The 15522-nt window shown below is 67.6% G+C and carries 14 protein-coding genes; 11 read left to right on the plus strand and 3 right to left on the minus strand.

Translation table 11 applies throughout. The annotated features are described in order from the left end of the window. Positions 1–531, minus strand: a 531-nt coding sequence (locus Q8N19_RS14125) for a von Willebrand factor type A domain-containing protein (protein WP_305591718.1), incomplete at its 3' end; no start/stop codon positions are given. A gap of 280 nt (positions 532–811) precedes the next feature. Between Q8N19_RS14125 and Q8N19_RS14130 the strand changes: the two genes are divergently transcribed. Both Q8N19_RS14130 and Q8N19_RS14135 read left to right on the plus strand, forming a co-directional pair. Further along, the gene (locus Q8N19_RS14130) at positions 812–2206 is read left to right on the plus strand and encodes a tetratricopeptide repeat protein (protein WP_305591720.1); all 1395 of its coding nucleotides are present in this window, start codon (positions 812–814) and stop codon (positions 2204–2206) included. Between the two features lie 16 nt (positions 2207–2222). Next, positions 2223–3653: a hypothetical protein gene (locus Q8N19_RS14135; protein WP_305591722.1), complete on the plus strand. Its 1431-nt coding sequence runs from the start codon at positions 2223–2225 to the stop codon at positions 3651–3653. 13 nt (positions 3654–3666) lie between these two features. On the opposite strand, the gene Q8N19_RS14140 is transcribed toward Q8N19_RS14135, so the two are convergent. After that, entirely contained in the window at positions 3667–5220 is a 1554-nt protein-coding gene (locus Q8N19_RS14140; RefSeq protein ID WP_305591724.1) for an ABC-F family ATP-binding cassette domain-containing protein, read from the minus strand. 116 nt (positions 5221–5336) lie between these two features. Further along, a complete protein-coding gene (locus tag Q8N19_RS17000; RefSeq protein WP_371133862.1) occupies positions 5337–5699 on the minus strand; it encodes a CsbD family protein in 363 nt (120 codons plus the stop codon). Here Q8N19_RS17000 and ettA point away from each other — a divergent pair. From ettA to metH, 9 genes are all read left to right on the plus strand, one after another. After that, positions 5698–7359 carry an energy-dependent translational throttle protein EttA gene (gene ettA / locus Q8N19_RS14150; protein WP_305591726.1) on the plus strand — a complete coding sequence of 554 codons (1662 nt, stop codon included), beginning with the start codon at positions 5698–5700 and terminating at the stop codon, positions 7357–7359. The genes Q8N19_RS17000 and ettA overlap by 2 nt on opposite strands. 90 nt (positions 7360–7449) lie before the next feature. Continuing rightward, positions 7450–8013, plus strand: coding sequence for a type 1 glutamine amidotransferase domain-containing protein (locus Q8N19_RS14155; protein ID WP_305591727.1), 564 nt, complete (start codon positions 7450–7452; stop codon positions 8011–8013). 74 nt (positions 8014–8087) lie between these two features. Continuing rightward, positions 8088–9023 (plus strand): 2-hydroxyacid dehydrogenase, encoded by a 936-nt coding sequence (locus tag Q8N19_RS14160; RefSeq protein WP_305591729.1) that lies wholly within the window; start codon positions 8088–8090, stop codon positions 9021–9023. Positions 9024–9106: 83 nt separating this feature from the next. Then, on the plus strand, positions 9107–9385 hold the full coding sequence (locus tag Q8N19_RS14165) for a hypothetical protein (RefSeq protein WP_305591731.1): 279 nt from the start codon (positions 9107–9109) through the stop codon (positions 9383–9385). A 51-nt stretch (positions 9386–9436) separates the two neighbouring features. Beyond that, a complete protein-coding gene (locus tag Q8N19_RS14170) occupies positions 9437–10408 on the plus strand; it encodes a metalloregulator ArsR/SmtB family transcription factor (RefSeq protein ID WP_305591848.1) in 972 nt (323 codons plus the stop codon). Further along, entirely contained in the window at positions 10405–11340 is a 936-nt protein-coding gene (gene metF, locus Q8N19_RS14175; RefSeq protein WP_305591733.1) for a methylenetetrahydrofolate reductase [NAD(P)H], read from the plus strand. The genes Q8N19_RS14170 and metF overlap by 4 nt, the downstream gene beginning before the upstream one ends. Then, positions 11337–12413: a homocysteine S-methyltransferase family protein gene (locus Q8N19_RS14180; RefSeq protein WP_305591735.1), complete on the plus strand. Its 1077-nt coding sequence runs from the start codon at positions 11337–11339 to the stop codon at positions 12411–12413. Before metF ends, Q8N19_RS14180 begins: the two co-directional genes overlap by 4 nt. Continuing rightward, entirely contained in the window at positions 12413–12877 is a 465-nt protein-coding gene (locus tag Q8N19_RS14185; protein ID WP_305591737.1) for a DUF6882 domain-containing protein, read from the plus strand. The genes Q8N19_RS14180 and Q8N19_RS14185 overlap by 1 nt, the downstream gene beginning before the upstream one ends. After that, on the plus strand, positions 12877–15522 hold the full coding sequence (gene metH, locus Q8N19_RS14190) for a methionine synthase (RefSeq protein ID WP_371133863.1): 2646 nt from the start codon (positions 12877–12879) through the stop codon (positions 15520–15522). Before Q8N19_RS14185 ends, metH begins: the two co-directional genes overlap by 1 nt.

The following is a 15522-nucleotide window of genomic DNA, read 5'->3' on the forward strand; positions in this document are numbered from 1 at the left end:
CTGATCGGACCAGGGGGAGGGGACGACGGAGATGCTGGTGTCGAAAGGGGTGTCGCGGCTGGTGGGCGCTCGGTAGCCGTAGTCGAAATAGTTGACCAGCTCCTCCACGCGAACCGCATCGGTGGGCGGTCGCTCGCCGTCGTTCAGAAACCGCCGGACATTGGCGTAGCTGGCGGTGTCCACATCGATGGAGAAGGTGGAGACGGGCTCCTCCGCCGTCCGCTTCACCGGATTGGCGGTCGCCTCTGGATAGCGCTCTGTGTCGATGGCGGGAGGCGGCGAAAGGGCGGGCGAGGCGGCCAGGCGCTCCTGCAACATCATGGCTGGCCGTGGAGGAAGAGGCGACGGCGGAGGCGGAGGCGGAGGCGGCGCAGCCATGGCCATCGGCGCGGCCATGCCAGGCGGCGGCGGACGACTCCAGGCCCGCTGTGGCTCAGGCTGCTGGAAGCCCAGGCGCGCGCAGGCTGCGGCGGTCGGCGTCCCGTCCTGAACCCTGGCCGGGGCGGCGCTGGCCAGGGGTGGAGCGGCCATCAGGGCCGCCAGGCTGAGGGTGAGAAGATTGCGAATCGCCATCGGCGCCATGCGCGCGGTCCCTGTTTTTCTGAGCGTCCCTCGCCGGCAGCTTGGCTTTGCGACTAAGGCGAAAGGTGGACAAACCCCGTTCTGTGAACAGAAAAGTCGGTGGGGCGAGCGGCGGATGGGAATCTCTCCCTCAGCCGTGGGGCAAGCTTGACAGAGGCGCTCCGCCCAAGGCTACTGCCCAGGTCCAAATTATGGTTAACGCGCTCTGAATGTGGGGGAGCAACGGGCCATGGTCCCACCATCGGACCGACTGCTGCACGGACGCCTGCGCCAGGGCATGACCGTGGCTGTGCTGCTGGCCCTGGTCCCCATGCTCGGTTGCGAGCCGGGCCCCAAGGGACCCGGCGCAGCGGCGGGACTGGCCTGTCCGCGTCCCCAGACCTTCCTCACCACCCAGGCCTTCAACGTCCAGGAACAGGAGATCCGCGCCCTGCGGCGCCAGGCCTTCGCCGGGGATTTCTTCGCCCAGATCGATCTGGCCCGACGCTATGGCGGCGCCGAGGCCGAGCAGCGCAAGATTCACGATCCGGTCGAGGCGGCCACCTGGTACCAGCTGGCGCTCTCGAACCCGGACGGCTTCGCCCCCATCGTCACCGGCGCCCAGGGCCAGCGCCGCAACGGCCGCCTGCAGGACTGCCGCGAGGCCGAGCGCCTGGGCGCCTATTCGGCCCTGGAGCGCCTGCTCGAACGGATGAGCTCCGAAGAGCGTCAGGATGTCCGCGACCGGGTGATCTATGTCCTCTCCACCCAGGGCGCACCCGGGTTCCGGACCCTGGCGCGTCTGCATGATGTGGGCTTTGGTCCCTTCGGCGATCCGGTCGAGAGCTCGCCCATCGACCCGCGGGAGCTGAAGGGCCGCCGGCCGCCGGCGGCGGCGACGCTGTTCACGCGCAATGACGTGGACGTCTATCTGTTCAACTATCTCGCCGCTCAGAGCGGCGATGTGGCCGGCTTTGTGATGCTCAAGGATTTTGAGCGCTCCTCCACCGGCCGGGCGTCCCTGGGGGCTGACGCCCAGGCCAAGGCCAAGCGCTGGACGCCGCCCTTCGAATTCTATCCGCCCCAGGCGCCGGAATCTGGCGTGCCCCTCTCTGATGAAAGCCTCCGGGCCGGCGAGGCCGAGGCCGCGGCCCTGGCGCGGGTGGACGAGCTGCCCTTTGTCCATGTGGGCCACGCCCTGGCCTTCCTGCGGGTGACCGATAAACCGGCCGTCACCAAGGCCAGCCTCTCGGCGACCGAGATCCAGGCCTTCCAGGCCATGCTGGGCCGCCCCGCCACGGGGCGCCTGTCCAGCCTGGAAGAGGTCCGCGCCATCCAGTACGCAGCCGTCAACGGCCAGGCCCGCTCTCAGCTCACCCTGGCGGTGATGTACGCCGAAGGCGTGGGGGTGCCGCGGGACTACGCCCGGGCCTTCCACTGGTTCTCCCAGGCCGACCGGCAGGGCAACGCCGAGGCCAAGTACGCCATGTCGACCTTCTTCTCCCTCGGGATGGAGGGGGTGGCCGACCAGGATAAGGCGAGCGCCGTGGTCTATCAGATCGATGCGGCGCTGGCCGGCTTCAAACCCTCCGCTCAAAGGCTGCGCGAGCTCCTGGCTCAGGTCTCCCGCGCGCCGCGAACCTGACAAAGGCGCAAAGACGGTGACTGCTCAACCTCTGCGGCCCGGCCGCCTGCTCCCCCTGATTGGCGCCGCCTGCGCGGTCCTGGTCTTGTCCCTGGGCGGGCCGGCCCAGGCCTATCCCGACGCCCGGGTGGACGCGCAGATCCGGCCGAACTTCGGCGGGCTGATCACCCCGCCCCTGCGCTCCCCCTACCGGCCCAACCAGTGGCGCAAGCCCGACCACAAGCCCAAGCGGCCTTATCCGCACCCCAGCCGGCCGCATCCGCCGCTGCAGGGGGGCTATCTCAACAGCCTCAGCATCGACTGCGCCGACCCCAATCTCGGCCCCTATCCAGTGTCCGACGCCCTCTGGGCCCTGGCCGATGGCGGCGTGCTGTTCATCCGCGCCCGGGGCGGCGTGTGCCGCGAGACCCTCTATATCGACCGCCCGGTGACCATCATCGGCGAGGGGAGCCCGGCCTTCGCCACGGGGCCTGAGTCCCAGCCGGCCCGCCTAACGCCGCCGGCCGGCGCGCCCTGCATCCGCGTGGCGCCGGGGACCCGCGGCGTCGAGATCCGCGACATGGTCATCGAAGCCGACCAGGGCGGGCGCAGCGCCTGCATCGAGGCCGTCGACGCCGAGATCGCCCTGGTGAACACCTATGTCCGCTATGCCGGCGAGGCCGCAGCCATCTTCGTCTCAGGCGGTCGCCTGGTGGGCCGCCAGAGCACCATCGAGGCGCGCACCAATGACGCGGCTGTCCTGGTGGACACCGCGACCCTGGACTTCACCCAGGTGCGCATCGCCGCCGACGTACGCGGCCTCGACATCACCCCGGCGGCCGGCGAGAGCCGCCTGCTGCAGGTGGGCGTGGTCGCCGAGGGCGGGACCCTTCCGGGCTCCACCGGCGTCACGGTCCGCGGCCTGCGCAGCGGCGGCGGCAAGCTGGTGGTGCGCAACTCCTATGTCGGCGGCTGGATCACCGGGCTCTATGTGGATCGCGGCGCCAAGCTCGAGCTGATCCGCAGCCGGGTGCGCGCCCGGCGCGGTGTCATCTCCGACTGGGGGGAGGTCGTGGTGCGAGAGTCGGCCATCTGGGGCGACGAATACGGCGGCTATTTCGCCGGCGGGGCGCCGGTGATCGAACACAACCGATTTGGCGGCCCAAGGGGCGGTCTGATGTTCGACAGCCAGACGCGCCCGGCCTTCGCGCCTAACTACCTCTACGCCAGCGACCAGTGCGACCCCTACGCCCAGCCGCAAGGACTGTACTGCCAGTCCTTCGGCGCGGGGCCGTTGCAGGCCTTTGCGGCGCCTGACGCTTTCGGGCCGCCGGCCTATGGACCCCCGTCCTACGGCTGGACCCAGGATGGCTATGATCGGGGCTACCAGCTCGACGGGGCGCCGGTCGCCTTGCCGCCGCCGCCCCCGCCGGGCCGCCGGGGGGTGTTCGGACGCCCGGCCTACTGAGCGCTGCGATCGCCTACTGGGAGTCGAAGAAGGCCTCCGGCCCCTCGACCTCCACCAGCCGGCCCTCGCGGATCTCCAGGAACCGGGTGGCGGCCGTGCGAGTGAAGTGGCGATCGTGGGAGACGAACAGACAGGTGGTCTCGGCCTCTTCCAGCTGGCTCTCCAGGGCCTCCTGGCCCTCGATGTCCAGGTGGTTGGTGGGTTCGTCCAGCAGATAGAGATTGGGTCGGGCGAGTTTGAGCCGCAGGAAGATCAGCCGCGCCCGCTCTCCATGGCTGAGGTCGCCGATCGGGCCGCTGACCCGGGCGTGTGAGAAGCCGGCCTTGGCCAGCAGGGCGTTGGTCTGGGTCGTGGTCGCCGCCTCGGCGCTGGCCACATAGTCGAACAGGCTCACCTTCAAGGGCAGATCGCGCATGGCCTGATCGAAATAGACCATGCGAATGGCCGGGTTGAAGCGGATAGGGGCGGCCCCATCATAGTGGACCTGGGCCGGGTCCCAGGCGCGGGCGAGCGCGTTGAGCAACATGGACTTGCCGGCCCCGTTGACCCCCAGGACCGCGATCCTGTCGCCCACCGCCACGTTCAGTCGATCAATGCGGTAGAGTTCGCGCCCGTCCGGTGCGGCGACGGTGACGCCGGATAGGCGCAGGGCGACCTTGGCGTCCATCTCGCCCTCGCCCAGTTCCAGCCGCCGTTCCCGACTGACGTGGGTTTCGGTCTGGCTGGCCTCGATCCGCGCGATCCGCTTTTCCGTTGCCTTGGCGCGCTTGTGGAACTTGTCGTTCAACACTCCCCACTGGCGGTAGCGGGCGGCCACAGCCTCCAGCCTTGCGATCTCCTTGGCTTCCAGCTTGCGGCGCGAGGCCTCGGCGGCGTCGCGGGCCATCAGCTCGGTGCGGGCGGCGACGAAGGGCAGGGCGAAGCTGTGCGCGCCGTCCGAGCGCAGGAATACGGTCCGGCTGGTGGTCCGCTCGAGAAAGGCCCGGTCGTGGCTGACGATCAGCATGGGCAGGCGTCGCTCGGCCGCCAGCCACCGCTCCAGCCGGTTGATGTTGGTCAGGTCCAGGTGGTTGGTGGGCTCATCCAGGATCAGCAGATCCGGCTCGGCCAGCCGAACCGCTGAGGCGATCAGGAACAGCCGGCGCCAGCCGCCACTGAGCGCCGAGAACCGGGTCTGCGCCAATTCGGCCGGAATTTCGAACTCGTCCAGCAGGACATCGATGCGCCAGTCCTCGGACCCGTCTTCGGGCAGGGCGGTGGCCAGCACCTCCCGGGCGGTGAGCTCCAGAAGGTGGTCGGGCGCCTCCTGCGGCACATAGCCGACCTTCAATCCCCGCGAGCGGATGATCTTGCCGCTGTTGAGCTCCAGCTCGCCGGTCAGGCACTTGAGCAGGGTCGACTTGCCCGCCCCGTTTTCGCCCACCAGGGCGGTCCGCGCGGCGTCCAGGGCGAAGGTGACGCCCTGGAAGATTTTCGTCGCGCCATAATAGAAGCTGGCCGCTTCGACGCCCAGTACGGCTGCGGCCCCCGCCATTTCGCGCTCCGGCTGGTTTTGTTTCAGGCGCATCTAACGTTCTGCGGCCAGCCCTGCCCAGAGGTAAGCGGAGCCTGCAGGGGCGGCGCAAACGAAAGACGCCGCCCGGGGAGGGGCGGCGTCTCGCAAGTTCAGCAGGTTTGGAGACCCTACTTCTTCAGCGCATCACGGGCGCCTTCCTTCAGGTCGCCCACGCCCTTCTGAACCTTGCCCTTGGCCTGGTCCATGTGGCCTTCGGCCTCGAGGCGATCGTTGCCGGTCAGCTTGCCTGCCGCTTCCTTCACCTTGCCGCCCATATCCTTGGCGGCGCCTTCGGCTTGATCCTTATGCATCGGAAACTCCTTCGGTTTCGGGAGGTGCGGGGGCGCCTCGTCTGTTGCAGAAGGAATGCGGAAGAGCGCCCGGGAGTTCCGCATGATCGTGCGCCTGCGGTTGCGCCGCAGGCGGGGGGCGTCTATTTCCTGCACCAATTCCGAAATCGCAGTTTCAAAGGCGGGCGCGGCACCATCCATGGCGCAGCAACATATCTTTCAGATGCAGGGCCTGACCAAGGCCTATCCCGGCAGCAAGAAGGTGTTCGAGAACATCTGGCTGTCCTTCTATCCGGACGCCAAGATCGGGGTGGTGGGGGTCAACGGCTCGGGTAAGTCCACCCTGCTGAAGATCATGGCCGGCATCGACAAGGAGTACACCGGCGAGGCCCGCGCCGCCGACGGCGTGAAGATGGGCTATCTCGAACAGGAGCCCCACCTGGACGAGAAGCTCGACGTCTGGGGCAATGTCATCTCCTGGTGCGAAGAGAAGAAGACCTTCGACGCCTACAACGCCGTCGCCGCCAAGATGGGCGAGGAATACACCGATGAGCTGATGGAGGAGATGACCGCCCTCCAGGAGAAGCTGGACGCCGGCGACCTCTGGGACATCGACTCCCGCATCGAAATGGCCATGGACGCCCTGCGCTGCCCGCCTAATGACTGGCCGGTGGACAAGCTCTCGGGGGGTGAAAAGCGCCGGGTGGCGCTCGCCCGCCTGCTGCTCTCCAAGCCCGACATGCTGCTGCTGGACGAACCCACCAACCACCTGGACGCCGAAAGCGTCGCCTGGCTGCAGCACCACCTGGAGGCCTTCCCGGGCTGCGTCATCCTGGTGACCCACGACCGCTACTTCCTGGACCAGGTGACCAAGTGGACCCTGGAGCTCGACCGCGGCAAGGGCGTGCCCTACGAAGGCAACTATTCCTCCTGGCTGGAACAGAAGGCCAAGCGCTCGGCCATCGAAGATCGCGAGAGCGAGAGCCGAAAGCGCACCCTGGAACGCGAGCTGGAATGGGTCCGCTCCTCCCCCAGCGCCCGCCGCACCAAGTCCAAGGCCCGTCTGGCGGCCTTTGACGAACTGGTCAACGCCTCGGAGCGTGAGAAGCAGTCCTTCGCCCAGATCCAGATCCCGCCTGGGCCCCGCCTGGGCCAGGTGGTCATTGAGGCTGACAACCTTGAGAAGGCCTATGGGGACAAGCTGCTCTTCAAGGACCTGACCTTCCGCCTGCCGCCCGGCGGCATCGTGGGCGTCATCGGCCCCAACGGCGCGGGCAAGTCGACCCTCTTCAAGCTGCTCACCAAGCAGGAAGTCCCGGACGCCGGCGAGATCCGCCTCGGCGAGACCGTCCAGCTCTCCTATGTGGACCAGAGCCGCGACGCGCTCGATCCCAACAAGAACGTCTGGGAGGAAATCTCCGGCGGTCTCGACGTGATGAAGGTCGGGGCCCGCGAGATCATCAGCCGCGCCTATGTGGGCTCGTTCAACTTCAAGGGCGGCGACCAGCAGAAGAAGGTCGGCCTGCTGTCCGGCGGTGAGCGCAACCGCGTCCACCTGGCCAAGACGCTGGCCTCCGGCGGCAATGTCATCCTGCTCGACGAGCCGACCAACGACCTGGACGTGGAAACCCTGCAGGCCCTGGAAAGCGCCCTTGAGGACTTCCCCGGCTGCGCCGTGGTCATCAGCCACGATCGCTGGTTCCTCGACCGCCTGTGCACCCACATTCTCGCCTTCGAAGGCGACAGCCATGTGGAATGGTTCGAAGGCAATTTCGACGCCTACGAGGAAGACAAGAAGCGCCGCCTCGGCACCGACAGCATCATCCCCCACCGGCTCAAGTTCCAGAAGTTCAGCCGCTAAAAAGAAAGGCCGGGGGCGAAGCGCGACAGCGGAACCTCCGGCCATCCAACCTGTTCTCCGCGGGACATCAAAACCCGAAAGGAGACCGCCATGGCGAGCCCTCGTATCGAAGGCGCCAAGGTGGCCGTGCTGGCCACCCACGGCTTTGAACAGTCCGAACTGGAACAGCCCGTCGCGGCCCTGACCGCGGCCGGCGCCACAGTCCACGTCATCGCCCCCAAGGGTCCTGAGATCCAGGGCTGGGAGCACCACGACAAGGGGCGGTCCACCGCCGTCGACCTGGAACTGGCCAAGGCCAAGGCCGGCGACTACGACGCGCTGGTCCTGCCGGGCGGGGTGATCAATCCCGACGCCCTGCGCCTGGAGAAGAAGGCCATCGCCTTCATCGGCGAGTTCGTGAAGGCCGGTAAGCCCATCGGCGCCATCTGCCACGGCCCCTGGACCCTGATCGACGCCGGCGGTGTCGAGGGCAAGACCATGACCTCCTGGCCCTCCCTAGAGACCGACCTCAAGAACGCCGGCGCCAAGTGGGTCGACAAGGAGGTCGTCGTCGATCACGGCCTCGTCACCTCGCGCAAGCCCGACGACATCCCGGCCTTCTGCAAGAAGCTGATCGAGGAGATCGCCGAGGGCCGCCAAGCCGCGGCGGCCTAGGCCTGCGGCGGTCGCCCTGGTCACAGGGTCGCCGCACCGGCTATAGGGCGGGGAGCAAGCTGGAGCAGCGCCCCATGTCCGACTCCCCGCCCGTCGTCCTTCTGTCCCACGTCATGCTGGCGCCCATGCAGGCCGGCCTCGAGGCCAAGGGCTATCGCGTGGTGCGGCGGTGGGACCTGGCCGAGGCCGACCGCCCCGAGGTGGTCGCCATCGCGCACGCCGGTGAGGTGGTTCTGGAGCCGGAGTTCCTCACCACCCTGCCGAAGCTCGCCCTGATCGCCAATATCAGCGTCGGCTATGACGGGGTGGACGTGCCCTGGTGCCGCGCCCGGGGGATCGATGTCACCCATGCCGACGGCCTCAACGCCGAGGATGTGGCCGACCATGCGGTGGGCCTGCTGATCGCGTCGTGGCGCAACATTGTCGAAGGCGACCGCCATGTGCGCGAGGGCCGCTGGGCCCCCGACGACCGCATGGGCCCTCGCCCGGCCTTGAAGGGCCGCAAGGTCGGTGTGGTGGGCATGGGCCATATTGGTCAGGCCTGCGCCGTGCGCGTCCAGGCCTTTGGCATGGACGTGGCGTGGTGGGGTCCCAACCCTAAGCCGGATCTGGCCTGGCCCGGCAGCGAGAGCCTGCTCGCCCTGGCTGAGGCGAGCGACATCCTCATCGTGGCCTGCCGCGCCGATGAGTCCAATCGCAACCTGATCTCGCGCGAGGTCATCGAGGCCCTCGGGCCGCGAGGCCTGCTGGTCAATGTGGCCCGCGGCTCGGTGGTCGACGAGGACGCCCTGATCGCCGCGCTGAAGGACAAGCGCCTGGGCCGCGCGGCTCTGGACGTCTTCTGGCAGGAGCCGACGCCCGCCGCCCGCTGGGCGGGCGTGCCCAACGTCGTGCTCTCGCCCCATTCGGCCGGCGGCACCCTGGAGTCGATCCCCAAGATGATCGGCCAGGCCCTGGAAAATCTGCGCCGCCACTTCGCCGGTGAGACCCTGCTCAGCCCCGTCCCCTGACATCTCCGTGACATGGCTCTGTGGGATGAACCCCTGGTCGCCTTGAGCATTTGCACTGGCCACCCCGTCACCAGGTCAGTTCCATGTCAGTCCATGCGTCCCCGGTCAGCGACTCCTCCAACCGGGCTTTTCTTGATCTCTGCGCCGTCTATGACGGGCTTCTGGCGGGGGAGGGGCTTGTGCTGAGCGCTGCGGCCCAGACCGACCTGCGCGCCTTCGCCCGCCTGTATGATCTGCCCCTCGAAGAGGCCGGCGAGGCCGAGGTCTGGCGTGAGGTGCGCGTTCGCCTGCGGGAGGACCTTGCGTCGCCCCTACAGGCGCGGCCCGAATGGGGTTATGAGGATCAACAAGTGGCGGCCTGAGCAGGCCTCCAAGGCTTGACATAACCACATAAAGATATCTTTATGTGGACCATGCCGATCTCCACGGTCCAGGTTGTTGATGTGCTGCGCGCGGCCGGCGAGCCGACGCGACTGCGCATCCTCGCCCTGCTGGCCCATGAGGAGCTGGCGGTGCTCGAAATCTGCCGCGTGCTGGATCAGAGCCAGCCGCGAGTGTCCCGCCACCTGAAGCTGCTGGCCGAGGCGGGGCTGGTGGAGCGGTTTCCAGACGGCGCCTGGGTCTTCTATCGACTGGTCACCGGCGGCGAAGTCCGTCGACTGGTGGACGAGGTCCTCGACCTGATCGAACCTGGCGACAGTGTGCTCGCCCGCGACGCCGAGCGTCTGCGCAGCGTCCAGGCCGAGCGCGAGACCGAGGCCGGGGCCTATTTCGCCCGCAACGCCGCCCGCTGGGACGAGATCCGCGCCCTCTATGTGGCCGACGAGGCCGTCGAGGCGGCGATCCGCGAAGCCGCCGGGCCTGGCCCCTTCCGCCGCTTGGTGGACCTGGGCTCGGGCACCGGCCGCATGCTGACCCTTCTGGGGCCGCAGGCCGAGCAGGCGCTTGGCCTCGATCTGTCGCAACAGATGCTCAACATCGCCCGCAGTCATGTGGGCAAGGCTGGCCTCGAGCATTGCGAACTTCGCCATGGGGACATCTTCGGCACCCGCCTGCCCGGCGAGAGCGCAGACCTCGTCGTGGTTCACCAGGTCCTCCACTATCTCAGCGAGCCCGCCGCCGCCGTCCGCGAGGCTGCGCGCCTGGTCGAGCCCGGCGGCCGCCTGCTGATCATCGACTTCGCCCCCCATGGCCTGGAGCATCTTCGGGACGAACACCAGCATCGCCGTCTGGGCTTCTCCGACACCGAGATGGAGCGCTGGCTGGACGACGCCGGCCTTGGCCAGGTGAAGGCCAGCGCCCTGCCGCCGACCCAGGCCGCCGGCCTGACCATCAAGATCTGGAGCGCCGAGCGCGCGCCGCTCCGCAAGAGGACCGCCGCATGACCTTCATTCCCCCCAACGCCCTGGGACCCGTCGCCCGGGCCGGCGCCGGCGTCGGCCCGCGTCCCTCGGTCTCCTTCGAGTTCTCGCCGCCCAAGGGCCCCAAGAGCGAGGCCGCCCTTTGGGAGGCGATCCGCCGGCTTGAGCCGCTGAACCCCACCTTCGTGTCGGTGACCTATGGCGCCGGCGGCTCCACCCGTGACCGCACCCACCGCACGGTGGTGCGGATGCTCAAGGAGACGACGCTCAAGCCCGCCGCCCACCTGACCTGTGTCGAGGCCAGCCGCGAGGAGGTGGACGAGGTCATCCGCGACTATTGGGAGGCCGGCATCCGCCACATCGTCGCCCTGCGCGGCGATCCGCCCGGTTCCCTGGGCGGCGCCTATACGCCGCGCGTGGACGGTTATCAGAACGCCACGGAGCTGACGGCCGGCATCCGCGCCATCGCGCCCTTCGATGTCAGCGTCGGCCTCTATCCGCAGATCCACCCGGAAAGCCCGTCGGTGGACCACGATATCGACGTGCTGAAGGCCAAGATCGACGCCGGCGCCACCCGAGCGATCACCAACTTCTTCTTCGATATCGACGGCTATCTGCGCTTCATCGACAAGATCCGGAAGGCCGGCGTCACCATCCCGATCCTGCCCGGCATCATGCCCGTTTCGAGCTTCGAGGGCCTGTCGACCATGTCCCAGCGGATCGGGGTGACCATCCCCGACTGGCTGTCCAATCTGTTCGAGGGCCTCGATCAGGACCCGGAGACCCGCAAGCTGGTCGCAGCCTCGGTGGCCACCGAAATGTGCGCAAGGCTGTCGGAGGAGGGGTTCTCCGACTTCCATTTCTACACTCTCAACCGCGCCGACCTCGTCTACGCCATCTGCCGGGTGCTCGGCGTGCGCGAGGCCAGTCCTCAACCCACTACGGAGGCCGCATGACAAAGGTCCATCCCGGCCGCGCCGCGCGCATCGCTGCGCTCAAGGCCGCCGCCAAAGAGCGCATCCTGATCCTGGACGGCGCCTGGGGCGTCATGATCCAGAAGCGCAAGCTGGAAGAGGCTGACTATCGCGGCGACCGGTTCAAGAACCACCCCGTCGACATGAAGGGCAATAACGACATCCTCTGCCTGACCCGGCCCGACATCATCGCCGACCTGCACGACCAGTATTTTGCGGCCGGCGCCGACATCTCTGAAACCAACACCTTTTCCGCCACGACGATCGCCCAGGCCGACTACGAGGCGGGCGAGGCGGTCTATGACATCAACTTCCAGGGCGCGCAGATCGCCCGCGAGGTGGCCGACCGCTGGACGGCGAAGGAGCCGGACAAGCCGCGCTTCGTGGCCGGCTCAGTGGGACCGCTCAACCGCATGCTGTCCATGTCCTCGGACGTGAACGATCCCGGCGCGCGCACCGTTACCTTCGACCAGGTCTATGACGCCTATCGCCAGCAGATGATCGCCCTGCACGACGGGGGCGTGGACCTGTTCCTGATCGAGACCATCACCGATACGCTGAACTGCAAGGCGGCCATCAAGGCGATCCTCGATCTTGAGGACGAGGGCTATGAGCCCCTGCCGATCTGGATTTCGGGCACCATCACCGACCGCTCGGGCCGCACCCTGTCGGGCCAGACGGTGGAGGCCTTCTGGAACTCTGTGCGCCACGCCAAGCCCTTCGCCATCGGCCTGAACTGCGCGCTGGGCGCCGACCTCATGCGGCCGCATATCGCCGAGCTGGCGCGGATCGCCGACACGCTCGTCTCGGCCTATCCCAATGCCGGCCTGCCCAACGCCATGGGCGAGTATGACGAGAGCCCCGACCAGACCGGCCACCAGCTGCATGAATGGGCCAAGAGCGGTCTGGTCAACATCCTCGGCGGCTGTTGCGGGACGACGCCGGACCACATCCGCCACGTGGCCGACGAGGTCCGCGGCATGACCCCGCGCCAGCCCCCGGAGCGCGCCACGGCCCTGCGCCTGGCCGGGCTGGAGCCGTTCGAGCTGGCCTGATGAAGGCGCCCAACTGGTATCCGGCGTGGCGGGAGTCGGCGCTCAGCGACCTCGTCGCGCAAACGGAGCATTTGAAAGAAGCCTATCGCTGGGGGTCCTGGGAGCGGTTCGACTGCGATCTCAGCGCCGGGTCCCTCATCATGTCCGATGGCGGCGCGACCAGGGTCGTGGCCGACGTCCAGGTGGTCGGCTCTGTCGGCCCAGAGGACTGGCTCTGGTCGTGGGCCAATTCCAGCCTGGACGAAAATGGATGGCGTGATCTGCTTCAGGTCCGCGCCTTTGGCCTCGAACACGGCATCGAAGACCTGACCACGGAAAGTCTCGTGGATGAGGACCTCAACGGTTTCGGCTGGTACATGACCGCCGTCGCCGCCCGGGTTCTCGGCTGTGTGGGGTCGTACCGGCCCCCCACCGACCACGGCGGGCTCTTCCTGATCTGTCGTTCTATTGGATACGTAAGCTGATGCGTCCCACCTTCATCAATATCGGCGAGCGGACCAATGTCACCGGATCGGCCAAGTTCAAGAAGCTGATCATCGAGGGCGACTTCAACGAAGCCCTGTCGGTGGCCCGCCAGCAGGTCGACGCCGGCGCCTCGGTCATCGATGTGAACATGGACGAGGGCCTGCTGGATTCGCAGCAGGCCATGGTCACCTTCCTGAACCTGATGGCGGCTGAGCCCGACATCGCCCGGGTGCCGGTGATGATCGATAGCTCCAAGTGGGAGGTGATCGAGGCGGGTCTGCGCTGCGTGCAGGGCAAGTCAATCGTCAACTCCATCAGCCTCAAGGAAGGCGAGGCCAAGTTCGTGGAGCAGGCCAAGGCCTGCCTGCGCTATGGGGCGGCCGTCGTGGTCATGGCATTTGACGAGCAGGGCCAGGCCGACACCGCAGAGCGCAAGGTCGAGATCTGCACCCGAGCCTATCGCAAGCTGGTGGACGATGTGGGCTTCCCGCCCGAGGACATCATCTTCGACCCCAACATCTTCGCCGTGGCGACGGGGATCGAGGAGCACGACAACTACGCCGTCGACTTCATCGAGGCGACCAAGGCGATCAAGCAAAGCCTTCCCTATGCGCGGGTCTCAGGCGGGGTCTCCAACGTCTCCTTCTCGTTCCGCGGCAACGAGCCGGTGCGCCGGGCGATCCATTCGGTCTTCCTCTATCACGCCATCCAGGCCGGCATGGACATGGGCATCGTCAACGCCGGCGACCTGCCGGTCTATGACGAGATCCCGGCCGAGCTGCGCGAGGCGGTGGAGGATGTCATCCTCAACCGGCCGCAGCGGACCAACATCTCCAACACCGAGCGGCTGGTGGAGCTGGCCCCCAAGTACAAGGGCGGCAAGAGCGAGTCCAAGGGCCCCGACCTCGCCTGGCGCGAGGGCGATGTGGCCGAGCGGCTCAAGCACGCCCTGGTCAAGGGCATCACCGAGTTCATCGAAGCCGACACCGAAGAGGCCCGCCAGCAGGCCGAACGACCCCTGCATGTCATCGAAGGCCCGCTGATGGCCGGGATGGACGTGGTCGGCGACCTGTTCGGCTCAGGCAAGATGTTCCTGCCCCAGGTGGTGAAGTCCGCCCGGGTGATGAAGCAGGCCGTGGCCTATCTGATGCCCTTCATGGAGGCGGAGAAGGAAGGCAAACCCCGCGAGGCCGCCGGCAAGATCCTGATGGCCACGGTGAAGGGCGACGTCCACGACATCGGCAAGAACATCGTTGGCGTGGTCCTGCAGTGTAACAACTACGAGGTCATCGACCTCGGCGTCATGGTCCCGGCCGACCGGATTCTGGACGAGGCCAAGGCGCACGGCGTCGACATCATCGGCCTGTCGGGCCTGATCACCCCGTCCCTGGATGAGATGGTCTTCGTCGCTTCCGAGATGGAGCGGCGCGGCTTCGATATCCCGCTGCTGATCGGCGGGGCGACCACGTCCAAGACCCATACGGCGGTGAAGATCGCGCCGTCCTACAAGGCCGGCTCGACGACCTATGTGCTGGACGCCAGCCGGGCGGTCGGCGTGGTCTCAGGCCTGCTGTCGCCCAGCGAGCGCGACCGCATCCAGGCCGAGACGGCGGCGGAGTACGTCAAGGTGCGCGAGCAATACGCCCGCGGCCTGACCAATCGAGCGCGCGCCAGCCTGGCTGAAGCCCGCGCCAAGGCCTTCTCCATCGACTGGGCCGACTATGATCCGCCCAAGCCGAGCTTCACGGGCCTGCGCAGCTTCGAGGCCTGGGACCTGGAGGACCTGGCCGCCCATATCGACTGGACGCCCTTCTTCGCCTCCTGGCAGCTGGTGGGCCGCTTCCCGCAGATCCTGGAGGACGAGGTGGTGGGCGAGGCGGCGACCAATCTCTATGCCGACGCCCAGGCCATGCTGAAGACCATCGTCGAAGAGAAGTGGTTCACCGCCAAGGGCGTGGTGGGCTTCTGGCCGGCCAATGCCGATGGCGACGATGTGGTGGTCTATGCCGACGAGACCCGGGTCACCGAGCTCGGCCGTTTCCACACCCTGCGCCAGCAGATCGCCAAGACCGGCGACAAGGCCAATGTGGCGCTGGCCGACTTCATCGCCCCCATTGGGACCAAGCCGGACTGGATCGGCGGCTTCGCCGTCACCGCCGGTCACGGGGAGGCGGCCATCGCCGCCCGCTTCAAGGCGGCGGAAGACGACTACAACGCCATCCTGGCCGCCGCGCTCGCCGACCGTCTGGCCGAGGCCTTCGCCGAGGCCATGCATCGCAAGGTCCGCACCGAGCTGTGGGGCTTTGCGCCGGACGAGCCCTTCGACATCGACGCCTTGATCTCGGAGAAGTACCAGGGCATCCGCCCGGCCGCCGGCTACCCGGCCCAGCCCGACCACACGGAAAAGGAAACCCTGTTCCGCCTGCTGAACGCCACGGAAAAGACGGGCATCGAGCTCACCGAGAGCTTCGCCATGACCCCGCCGTCCTCGGTGTCCGGCCTCTATTTCGCCCATCCCCAGTCGCACTATTTCGGCGTCGGACGGATCGAGAAGGACCAGGTCGAAGACTATGCCCGCCGCAAGGGCTGGGACCTGAAGAAGGCCGAGCGCTGGCTCAGCCCCATCCTCAACTACGAGCCCTGA

It is taken from the genome of Phenylobacterium sp. (assembly GCF_030693405.1).
Lineage (GTDB): Bacteria > Pseudomonadota > Alphaproteobacteria > Caulobacterales > Caulobacteraceae > Phenylobacterium.

Bases quoted from the DNA above. Each gene is read 5' to 3' on its own strand.
- Q8N19_RS14185 (WP_305591737.1), top strand. From the start codon at position 12,413: ATGAAGGCGCCCAACTGGTATCCGGCGTGGCGGGAGTCGGCGCTCAGC.
- Q8N19_RS17000 (WP_371133862.1), bottom strand. From the start codon at position 5,699: ATGGATGGTGCCGCGCCCGCCTTTGAAACTGCGATTTCGGAATTGGTG.
- Q8N19_RS14165 (WP_305591731.1), top strand. From the start codon at position 9,107: ATGTCAGTCCATGCGTCCCCGGTCAGCGACTCCTCCAACCGGGCTTTT.
- Q8N19_RS14140 (WP_305591724.1), bottom strand. From the start codon at position 5,220: ATGCGCCTGAAACAAAACCAGCCGGAGCGCGAAATGGCGGGGGCCGCA.
- Q8N19_RS14155 (WP_305591727.1), top strand. From the start codon at position 7,450: ATGGCGAGCCCTCGTATCGAAGGCGCCAAGGTGGCCGTGCTGGCCACC.
- metH (WP_371133863.1), top strand. From the start codon at position 12,877: ATGCGTCCCACCTTCATCAATATCGGCGAGCGGACCAATGTCACCGGA.
- Q8N19_RS14130 (WP_305591720.1), top strand. From the start codon at position 812: ATGGTCCCACCATCGGACCGACTGCTGCACGGACGCCTGCGCCAGGGC.
- Q8N19_RS14170 (WP_305591848.1), top strand. From the start codon at position 9,437: ATGCCGATCTCCACGGTCCAGGTTGTTGATGTGCTGCGCGCGGCCGGC.
- Q8N19_RS14180 (WP_305591735.1), top strand. From the start codon at position 11,337: ATGACAAAGGTCCATCCCGGCCGCGCCGCGCGCATCGCTGCGCTCAAG.
- metF (WP_305591733.1), top strand. From the start codon at position 10,405: ATGACCTTCATTCCCCCCAACGCCCTGGGACCCGTCGCCCGGGCCGGC.
- ettA (WP_305591726.1), top strand. From the start codon at position 5,698: ATGGCGCAGCAACATATCTTTCAGATGCAGGGCCTGACCAAGGCCTAT.
- Q8N19_RS14160 (WP_305591729.1), top strand. From the start codon at position 8,088: ATGTCCGACTCCCCGCCCGTCGTCCTTCTGTCCCACGTCATGCTGGCG.